A 1,089-nucleotide genomic window follows, 5' to 3' on the forward strand; every position below is an offset into this window, starting at 1 on the left:
GCGGCCGAGCCGAACGGCTGGTACGGTGCGATTGACGCCGGTTACCACACCGTTGACGATCTGGAACTGACGTCGACGACGACGGGTCCGCAATGGGACTTCGAAGTCGACGATTCGTGGGCGGCCTTCGCCCGTCTGGGCTACCGGTTCGACCAGAACTGGCGCGTGGAACTCGAAGGCGGCTACCGTGACTCCGGCGAGCTCGGCGCGGTCACCAACCCGAACGGCAACGTTCCGACCGGCGTCTGCAACGTGGTTCCGGCCGCCGGCGCCTGCGAAAACCCGTCGGGCGAAATCTCCGCCACGACGTTCATGGCCAATGTGATCTACGACTTCGGCGACGAGTCGTGGGCGCTGCGTCCGTTCATCGGCCTGGGCGCCGGTGTGAACATCGTCGACACCAAGTTCATCGGCACCCTGGGCGGTCGCCGCACCACCGGCGTCGGCGCGGACGACACCTCGACCAAGCTGGCGGCGCAAGCCATCGCCGGCCTGGCCTGGGCGATCGGTGATCGGGCCCATCTGGACCTGACCTACCGCTATCTGATGTCGAACATGGAGTTCAACACCTTCGTGTCGGTCCCGGCCGACGCGTCGCTGGTGGGTCCGTTCGCCGGTCGTTACGACGACAGCCACACCATCTCGCTGGGCCTGCGCTATGCGTTCGGCGCGGATGAAGCTCCGCTTCCGCCGCCCCCGCCGCCCCCGCCGCCCCCGCCTCCGCCTCCGCCGCCGCCGCCTCCTCCGCCCCCGCCGCCTCCGCCGGTGCAGGCGAACCGTGAGTTCGTGGTGTACTTCGACTGGGATCGCTCGGACCTGACGGCCGAAGCCCAGTCGGTGGTCACGCAGGCCGCCAACTACGCCAAGTCGGGTCGTCCGACGCGCATCCTGATCGTCGGCCACGCCGACACCTCGGGTTCGGCGGCGTACAACATCGGCCTGTCGAACCGTCGTTCGCGCACCGTGGCTGACGCCCTGGTCGCCCAAGGCGTCAACGGCGGCGTGATCTCGCTGGACGGCAAGGGTGAAACCGAGCTGGCCCGCGCCACCGCCGACGGCGTGCGTGAGCCGCTCAACCGTCGCGCCACC

General features: G+C 69.1%; 1 protein-coding gene. It reads left to right on the forward strand.

Annotated elements, in window-relative coordinates; genetic code table 11:
• The coding region (locus ACODRV_RS17420; RefSeq protein ID WP_488909182.1) for an OmpA family protein at positions 1–1,089 on the forward strand (1,089 nt) is incomplete at both ends.

The organism is Brevundimonas sp. FG8, assembly GCF_057808845.1.